We start from the raw sequence: 8,661 nt of genomic DNA, 5'->3' as shown, positions 1-8,661 counted from the left end.
TAGCCCAGTTGGAGATCGCGCTCCGTACGGCCGCCGCCCGCGACCTGGAGGACCGTCGCCACCGGCGGGTAGCCGGCCGCGATGACCGTGTACTCGCCCGCCGACAGGTCGATGAAGCGGAACGCGCCGTCCGGGCCCGTGGTCGCCGTGTCGACCACATTGCCCGCCGCGTCCAGCAGCGTGACCCGGGCGTCCTCCACCACCCGGCCGCCGGTGGCCCGGACGACCCCGCGCAGGACCGCGCCACCGGCCAGTTCGATGTCCTGCCGGGTCTCGCGGGCGGCCTGGACGGTGACCGGGAGGGCGGCGGGGCGGAACGCGGGGGCGCTGGCGGCGAGGGTGTACTCACCCGCCACCAACTCGTCCATCACATAGCCCCCTTCGCGGCCGCTGCGGGTGGTCGCGACCACCTCGCCGCGCACATCGGTCAGGGTGACGGTCGCCTCCCTTACGGGCGTGCCGTCCGCCGTAAGGACGGCACCGGCGAGCCGGCCCGCGCCGCCGAGCACCACGTCCAGCTCGACCGGCCGGTCCCCGACGGTGACGCTGACCGCCCGTGGCTGGTGGCCGCCGGCCGCCGCGATCAGGACGTACGACCCGGCGCCGGGCGTGCTCAGCGCGTACCGCCCGTCCTCCCCGGTGGCACCGCGCCCGATCTGGCGTCCGCCGACGTCGATGAGGGTCAGGGCCGCCCGGGGGACCGAGGTGCCGTCGTGGTGCTGGACCATGCCGCAGACCGGGACGCCCGCGGTGGGTGGCGGCGCGGTGGGCGAGGCGGCCGCGGCGTGCCGGGGCCGGGGGCCCATGCGCGCGGCCGGCACCACGGGGTCGTGCAGATCTTGCGGGTCTTGCTGGACGGCATAGTCGGTGTGGGACACCAGAGGTTTCTCCTTCAGGAGGAAGGCGAGCAGGAAGCCCAGGACGAGCACCGGCACGAGATAGAGGAAGATCCGCGGTATGGCGTGTGCGTACGCCGCGATGTAGCCGTCACGCAGGGCGCCCGGCATGGCGTGCACCATCTGCGGGGTGACCGAGTCGGGGTCGGGCAGACCGGTTCCGTCGCCGCCGCTCCCGTATGCCGCCCCGGAGGGCAGGTCGACCTGGAGGCGGTCGGTGAGCCGGTTGGCGAAGAGCGTGCCGAAGACGGCCGCGCCGACGCTGCCGCCGATCTGCCGGAAGTAGTTGTTGGCGCTGGTGGCCGAGCCGAGGTCGGCCGCGGGCACGGAGTTCTGCACGGCGAGGATGAGCACCGGCAGGACGAGCCCGATGCCGAGCCCGAGGACGCCCATCCACAGGCTGTAGTCCTGGCGGGTGGTGTCCTCCTCCAGCCGGGAGAGCAGCCACATGCCGGCGATGGAGATCAGCCCGCCGACGACGGGGAAGACCTTGTAGCGGCCGGTGGTGCTGATGAGCTGTCCGGAGACGATGGAGGCCAGCACCATGCCGCCCATCATGGGCACCATCAGCAGCCCCGACTCGGTGGCCGAGACGCCGTCGACCATCTGGAGGAAGGTCGGCAGATAGCTGGCGGCGCCGAAGAGGGCGACGCCCACGACGGCGCCGATCAGCCCGCTGACGCAGAAGACCGAGTCGCGGAACAGCCGCATGGGGATGATGGGTTCGGGGACGACGCACTCCACGACGACGAAGAGGATCGCCGAACCCGCCGCCCCCAGGGCGAGCCCGAGGATGACGCGGGAGCCCCACCCGTACTCCGTGCCGCCCCAACTCGTCAGCAGCACCACGCAGGTGGAGAACAGGGACAGGAACAGCGCGCCCAGATAGTCGAAACGGGCCCGCCGCGGCGGCTCCGGCACCTTGAGGACGGCGGCCACGACGGCGAGGGTGAGCAGCCCGAAGGGGACGTTGACGTAGAAGCACCAGCGCCAGGAGGCATGGTCGGTGAAGAACCCGCCGAGCAGCGGCCCGGCCACCGAGGCGAGACCGAACGCGGCGCCGATGAGCCCCATATAGCGGCCACGCTCCCGCGGGGGAACAATATCGGCCATGATCGCCTGGACGCCGATCATCAGACCGCCGGCGCCAACGCCCTGCACCGCCCGGAAGGCGATCAGCTCCTCCATCGTGCGTGACCAGCCCGCGAGCGCGGATCCGGCGATGAAGACGACGATCGCGAAGACGAAGACGCTCTTACGGCCGATGAGATCGCCCAGCTTGCCGTAGAGCGGCAGGACGACGGTGACCGCCAGCAGGTAGGAGGTGACGGTCCAGGACATCTTGCCCAGGCCGTGGAGTTCGCCGACCACCTCGGGGAGGGCGGTGGCGACGATGGTCTGGTCGAGGGCCGCGAGCAGCAGCGCGAGCATCAGCCCGAAGAAGACCATCCGCACCCGGGCCGGGCTGAGCGGGGCGGGCGCCGGTGCGGCGCCGTCCGCCGGGGGCGCCGCCGCACCCGCCCCGGCGCCGCCGGCTTCGGTTCCGTCGTCGGTGGCGTGGGCGGGAGGGCCCGCCGGTTCGTATCCGCCGTGCTCGCGGCTCTCTCGCCGCTTCGGCACGGTGGCGCCGGTGGTCCCGGTGGTGCCGCCCACGTCCTTCTCCCGTCGTCACGTCTGCGCCGCCCATTTCTCGCATCACACGCAACGAGGGGCAAACAGCGACGAATCGCCGACGAGGGGCCGCGGACGGCGTTCGCCCCGGTGAGAGTGTGTACGGGGGTATGCGGGACCGCGGAGAAAACCACCCGAACCGGTGAGTGCGACCTTCGGTCCGGGAGACGGGGCCGGGGCCGGGGCCGGAGTCGGGATCAGGGCGCCATGGGCGCCATGGGCGCTATTCGGCCGTCTCGGTGGCGAGCTTGGCCAGCAGTTCGTCGTAGATCCGGGCCAGCCCCTTGGGGGCGAAGGTCCGCTCGAAGAAGCCGCCGATGCCGGTCGCGCCGGTCCAGGTGGAGGTGACGACGACCCGCGACTTCCCCTCACCCGCCGGGGTGACGGTCCAGGTGGTGACCATCGAGGAGTTGCGGTCCTTCTCGACCAGCTGGCCGTCGGACGGCTCGGAGACCTCCAGCAGGCAGTCGCGCACCCGCTTGCTGGTGGCCTGGAGCTTCCAGTGCACGACGGTGCCCTCGCCGTCGCCGCCCTCGCGCACCTCGTACTCGCTGAACTGCTGCGGGAGGAGCCGGGGGCGGGTGTCGCGGTAGTCGGCGAGTGCGTCGAACACATCCTCGGGCTTACCCGTGACGATCCGCTCCGTGGTGGCCTCGACCTGCCCCATCGCATTTCCTTCCGCCCTCGACGTGGCGCCTTCAGCCCATGACGCCCTGACAGGCGCAAGCCAACCACCTCAGGGGCACCGGCCCAAATCCGGGGTTGACGAAAATCAATCAAACATGTGTTCTATTGTGGTAACGAGCGAGACCCGGAGGTGCCTGCGATGCGCTGGGACAACCTGACCCGAGACGACACGGCGGCCACCCCGGCCCTCTTCGCCGCGGACGCGGTGACCACCCGGACCTTCGACACCCCGGAGTTCCGCGGGATCACCTTCCACGAGATCCGGGCGCGCTCGATCATCAATCGGGTGCCCGGGGCCTCCCGGATGCCGTTCGAGTGGACGGTGAATCCGTACCGCGGCTGCTCCCACGCCTGCGTCTACTGCTTCGCGCGCAAGACCCACAGCTATCTCGACCTGGACACCGGGATCGGCTTCGACTCCCAGATCGTGGTGAAGACAAACGCGCCGGAGCTGCTCCGCCGCGAGCTGGCCTCCCGCCGCTGGACCGGCGAGCACATCGCCATGGGCACCAATGTGGACTGCTACCAGCGCGCCGAGGGCCGGTATCAGCTCATGCCCGGCATCCTTACGGCGCTCACGGAGCGCGCCAACCCCTTCTCGATCCTCACCAAGGGCACCCTGATCCTGCGCGATCTGGAACTGCTGCGGCGGGCGTCGCGCGTCACCGACATCGGCGTCTCGGTCTCGGTCGGCTTCACCGACGGCGAGCTGTGGCGCACCGTCGAACCGGGCACGCCCTCGCCCGAGCGGCGCCTGGACGCCGTAAGGACGCTGTCCTCCCACGGGATCCCGTGCGGTGTGCTGATGGCCCCGGTGATCCCCTTCCTCAGCGACTCCCCCGAGCAGCTGCGGGCCACCGTAAGGGCGATCGCGGAGGCCGGGGCCAGCTCCGTGACCCCGCTGGTGCTCCATCTGCGCCCGGGCGCCCGTGAGTGGTTCACCACCTGGCTCACCCACCACCACCCCCGGCTGCTGCGGCGGTACGACGCGCTCTACGAGGGCGGGTCCTACGCCCCGAAGTGGTACCAGCGGCGGATCACCGGGATGGTGCACGACTTCGCCGCCGAGTACGGCATCGGCCCGTACGCGTCGGGCACCCACCGCAATGTGTCCGAGAAGCCGGACGCCCGCCCCGAGGAGGAGCCGGACGCCCGGGCCGACTCGCCGCCGGCCCAGCTGTCACTGCTCTGACTGTCACCACCCTGAAGACCCGCCGCCCCCGCTCCCCCTCACGGCACCCGTGCCTCACCCACCTTCTCCGCCGCGCCGCCCTGGCCCGCCGACTCCGGCGCGCCCCCGCCCGTGACGGCGCCCTCGCCGGTGATCCGGGCCAGCGCGGCGGCGGCCGCCGCGCTGAGGCGTATGTGCTGGGCGGCGGCGGTCAGGGCCGGGATGGCGCGCTCGTCGCCGATCGCGCCCAGGCCCTCCACGCAGGCGCGGGCGATCGCCCAGTGGCGGTCGCGGGCCGCCAACTGCCGTTCCAGGGCGGCCACCAGGGCCGGTACGGACTCGGGGGCCCGCAGCTCCACCAGCAGTCGGATGGGGTGCAGGGAGTACGCGGTGCGCAGCGGGTTCGTGGCCAGGGCGGCGGCGGCCCGCGCGGTACGCGGATCGCCGAGCCGGGCCAGCACCCGGGCGGCGGTCGCACAGCGGGCCGGCTCGCGGTAGTTGAGCAGGAGGACAAGGGTTTCGAAGGCCCGGCGGTCCTTGGCGCTGCCGAGCACGAAGGCGGCCGTCTCCCGGGCCCACAGCGGCTGCTCCGGCGCGACGAGGATGCGGGCAAGCTGTTCACGCGCGGCGGGGGTGCCCTGGCGCACGAGCGCGAGCAGCGAGGCATGGGCCGCGGTTTCCTGCGGGGTTGAGAGCGAGGCCCGTACCCGCTCCGTCAGCGTCCGGAATTCATCGTCCATACGAGGTCTCCCCTCCCCGGTGGGCCGCGTTCCGGCGCGGCCTCACTTTGAGCTCTGGCATCTTGGTTACCCGCGAGTTAATATGGCGACACGAGCAGCACCCCTGCTCCGGCGGCCTGGTGACGCAGCCGCCTTGTGTGACGTCGGTTCGGCAGTTCCAGAACAGCAGTTGAGGCATGGCCCCGGGACAGGGCCGGCCGCGTGTCTCCCACGGGCAGTTTCCTCCGTGCGGCGCTGTCCGTAAGGGAGCGTGCAAGCCCTTCCATCGGGGATTTGTGTCAGCCGCGTCAGCCCCCCGCGCGTGCGTGGCGTGAACGGCAGCAGTGGCATGACACGAGCTCCCCTCAGTCGTCACTTCATCCCCGCATCCGGGGAACACCCTCTGGAGTCCGCGATGGACCGTCTCCCACACACCGGCGTCAGCACTACGTCCCCCTCTGATCTCTCCCCCTCCCGGGCCCCGCTCACTACTGTCGCCGTCGTCGGGCTCGGCACGATGGGCACCGGCATCGCCGAGATCCTGGCCCGGGCCGGCCGCGAGGTGATCGGCATCGACATCAACGAAAGCGCCTGCCGCCGAGCCGTCACCGCGCTCGAGGTCGCCACCGCCCGCGCCGTGCACCGCGAGCGGATCAGCGAGCGGGAGCGGGCCGGGATCCTCGACCGCTTCCGCATCTCCACCGATCTGCGCGCCGCCGCCGACGCGGAGCTGGTGATCGAGGTGGTGCCGGAGGACTACGACACCAAGCATGAGGTCTTCGCCGAGCTGGACACCGTGGTCAGCCCCTCCGCGATCCTCGCGACCGGCACCAACGCGCTGTCGGTGACCCGGCTGGCCGCCGAATCCGCCCATCCGGAGCGGGTCCTGGGCCTGCACTTCTTCAACCCGGCGCCCGCGATGAAGCTCGTCGAGATCGTCTCCAGCGTGCTGACCGCCCCCGCGGCAGTCGAGGCGGTCACCGCACTCGCCCGCGATCTGGGCAAGGAGCCGGTGGCGCTCGGCGACAGGCCCGGGTTCGTCGCCGACGGGCTGCTGTTCGGGTATCTCAACCAGGCAGCCGCGATGTACGAGGCCAAGTACGCGGCACGGGAGGACATCGACGCCGCGATGAAGCTCGGCTGCGGGCTGCCGATGGGCCCGCTGGCCCTGCTCGACCTGATCGGCGTCGACACCGCCCGCACCGTCCTGGGGGCCATGTACGCCGCCTCCGGCGACCGGCTGCACGCGCCCGCGCCCATCCTGGGGCAGCTCGCCCAGGCCGGTCTCACCGGCCGTAAGGCGGGCCGCGGCTTCTACACGTACGAGGCGCCGGGCAGCGGCACCATCGTCCCGGACGCCGCGACGGCCGAGGTGGGGCACTCCACGGAAGGGGCGCGCCCGGTGCGCGCCGTCGGCGTCGCCGGCTCGGGCACGATGGCCTCCGGGATCGCCGAGGTCTTCGCCAAGGCGGGCCTGGAGGTGGTGCTGGCCGGCCGGTCCCTGGAGAAGGCCACGGCGGCGAAGGCCCGCATAGGGAAATCCCTGAAAAGGTCGGTGTCCAAGGGGCGGATGACCGAGCAGGCCCGGGAGCAGGCGCTGGCGCGGATCACCCCGGCCGACGCGCTCGACGCGTTCGCCGACGTGGACCTGGCCGTGGAGGCCGTGGCCGAGGACCTGGTGGTCAAGCAGGAGCTGTTCCGGGTGCTGGACAAGGTCTGCAAACCGGGCGCGGTGCTGGCCACGACCACCTCCTCGCTGCCGGTCGTCGCCTGCGCGCGGGCGACCTCGCGCCCCCAGGACGTGGTGGGCCTGCACTTCTTCAACCCGGCGCCCGCGATGAAGCTGGTCGAGGTGGTGCACACCGTGCTGACCGCGGACGATGTGCGCGCTACCGCGCACGCCGTGTGCGCGGCGGTGCGCAAACACCCGGTGGACTGCGGCGACCGGGCGGGATTCATCGTGAACGCCCTGCTGTTCCCGTACCTCAACAACGCCGTGAAGATGGTCCAGGAGCACTACGCCACCCCGGACGCCATCGACGCCGCGATGAAGCTGGGCGGCGGCTATCCGATGGGCCCCTTCGAACTGCTCGACGTCGTGGGGCTCGATGTGTCGCTGGCCATCGAGCAGGTGCTGCACCGGGAGTTCCGCGAGCCGGGCCTGGCGCCGGCGCCGCTGCTGGAGCATCTGGTGGCCGCCGGTTGCCTCGGGCGCAAGACCGGGCGCGGCTTCCGCGAGTATGCCAAAGCCTGAGTACGCCTCCGGGTGGGGCGGACCGTCTGACTCCGGTTCCCGGTGGGGCGGGCTGCTGGAGCCTTCCGTCGGTCTGCCCCCGCACCGGCACTCACAAGCGTGTTACGTTCCCCACATGTCCCAGCCCGTGAAGGCCACGCGTACGGAGCGTGCGAAGCGAACCCCCTCATCCGGTGGCGGTGAGAGCGCGGGAAGCCGCCGCGCCGCGGCTCAGCGTCTGTCCATGCGCCGCAAACTCGCGGCCGCGGCGATGGAGTTGTTCGCGACGCAGGGGTACGAGGCGACGACCGTCGACGAGATCGCGGCCAGGGCGGGGGTGGCCCGGCGCACCTTCTTCCGGCACTTCCGCTCCAAGGAAGAGGCGATCTTCCCGGACCACGACGACACGCTGGTGCGGGCGGCGGCGGTGCTGGACGCGGCGCCTCCGCATGAGAACCCCCTGGACACCGTGTGCCGCGGGATCAAGGAGGTCATGCGGATGTACGCGGCCTCGCCGGCCGTCTCCGTGGAGCGCTACCGGCTGACCCGCGAGGTACCGGCGCTGCGGGAGCGGGAGATCGCCTCGGTGGCCCGTTACGAGCGGCTGTTCACCCGCTATCTGCTGGGCCACTTCGACGAGGGCGCCCACCACGACGGCGACGACGATCCGCTGCTGGCCGAGGTCGCCGCGTCGGCCGTGGTCACGGCCCACAACCATGTGCTGCGGCGCTGGCTGCGGGCGGGCGGCCAGGGCGATGTGGAGTCCCAGCTGGACCACGCCTTCGCGATCGTCCGCGAAACGTTCGGGAGCGGCATCGGGGGGCGCCCCGCCGTGGCCGGCGGTCGCCCCGCGGCGGCGGTCTCGGCGTCGGAGGAGGACGAGGTGGTGGTGATGGTGGCGCGGACGGACGCACCGCTGACGGAGGTCATGCGAACGATCAAGGAAGCGCTGCAGCGGTAGCGCTGCCGCTTGGGTTGGCCGGGGTTCGCCGGTTCTGGGCTCGCCCCCGGGCTTGGTGAACCCCGTCCTGGGCTGGGGTTGCCCGCCCATGCGGTTGGTTCGGCACCGCCGAACTCCGCCGTCGGGCGTCTCGCCATCGCGGCGGGGAGTGGGGGCGGGGCCCGCCCCTCCCATGGACAGACCCCAGACCCGGTGGCCCGCCGAGCAGGCGGTTCGCACCGCCGGACTCCGCCGTCAGACGTCCCGCCGTCGCGGCGGAGACGAGAGGCGGCACCCGCCCCTCCCACAGGCCGACCCCGAACCCAGTAGCCCGCCAAGCAGGC

Annotated in this window: 6 protein-coding genes; 3 read left to right on the top strand and 3 right to left on the bottom strand. The window is 72.1% G+C overall.

The features are described 5' to 3' along the window. Both GWI24_RS35225 and GWI24_RS35220 read right to left on the bottom strand, forming a co-directional pair. A partial coding sequence (locus GWI24_RS35225; protein ID WP_308344196.1) for an MFS transporter occupies positions 1-2,549 on the bottom strand: 2,549 nt, incomplete at its 3' end. A 241-nt stretch (positions 2,550-2,790) separates the two neighbouring features. Next, on the bottom strand, positions 2,791-3,234 hold the full coding sequence (locus GWI24_RS35220) for an SRPBCC family protein (RefSeq protein ID WP_210950105.1): 444 nt from the start codon (positions 3,232-3,234) through the stop codon (positions 2,791-2,793). 159 nt (positions 3,235-3,393) lie between these two features. Between GWI24_RS35220 and GWI24_RS35215 the strand changes: the two genes are divergently transcribed. Next, a complete protein-coding gene (locus GWI24_RS35215) occupies positions 3,394-4,446 on the top strand; it encodes an Rv2578c family radical SAM protein (RefSeq protein ID WP_210950104.1) in 1,053 nt (350 codons plus the stop codon). Positions 4,447-4,484: 38 nt separating this feature from the next. On the opposite strand, the gene GWI24_RS35210 is transcribed toward GWI24_RS35215, so the two are convergent. After that, positions 4,485-5,165, bottom strand: coding sequence for a HEAT repeat domain-containing protein (locus GWI24_RS35210; protein WP_086885149.1), 681 nt, complete (start codon positions 5,163-5,165; stop codon positions 4,485-4,487). Between the two features lie 394 nt (positions 5,166-5,559). Here GWI24_RS35210 and GWI24_RS35205 point away from each other — a divergent pair, with 394 nt between their 5' ends. Both GWI24_RS35205 and GWI24_RS35200 read left to right on the top strand, forming a co-directional pair. Further along, the gene (locus tag GWI24_RS35205; protein WP_210950103.1) at positions 5,560-7,398 is read left to right on the top strand and encodes a 3-hydroxyacyl-CoA dehydrogenase family protein; all 1,839 of its coding nucleotides are present in this window, start codon (positions 5,560-5,562) and stop codon (positions 7,396-7,398) included. Positions 7,399-7,513: 115 nt separating this feature from the next. Next, positions 7,514-8,338: a TetR family transcriptional regulator gene (locus GWI24_RS35200; protein WP_210950102.1), complete on the top strand. Its 825-nt coding sequence runs from the start codon at positions 7,514-7,516 to the stop codon at positions 8,336-8,338. Positions 8,339-8,661: the final 323 nt, after the last annotated feature.

The sequence above is a fragment of the Streptomyces sp. MK37H genome, assembly GCF_018035285.1.
Taxonomy (GTDB): domain Bacteria; phylum Actinomycetota; class Actinomycetes; order Streptomycetales; family Streptomycetaceae; genus Streptomyces; species Streptomyces endocoffeicus.
This window is presented reverse-complemented; position numbering and strand designations above follow the sequence as displayed.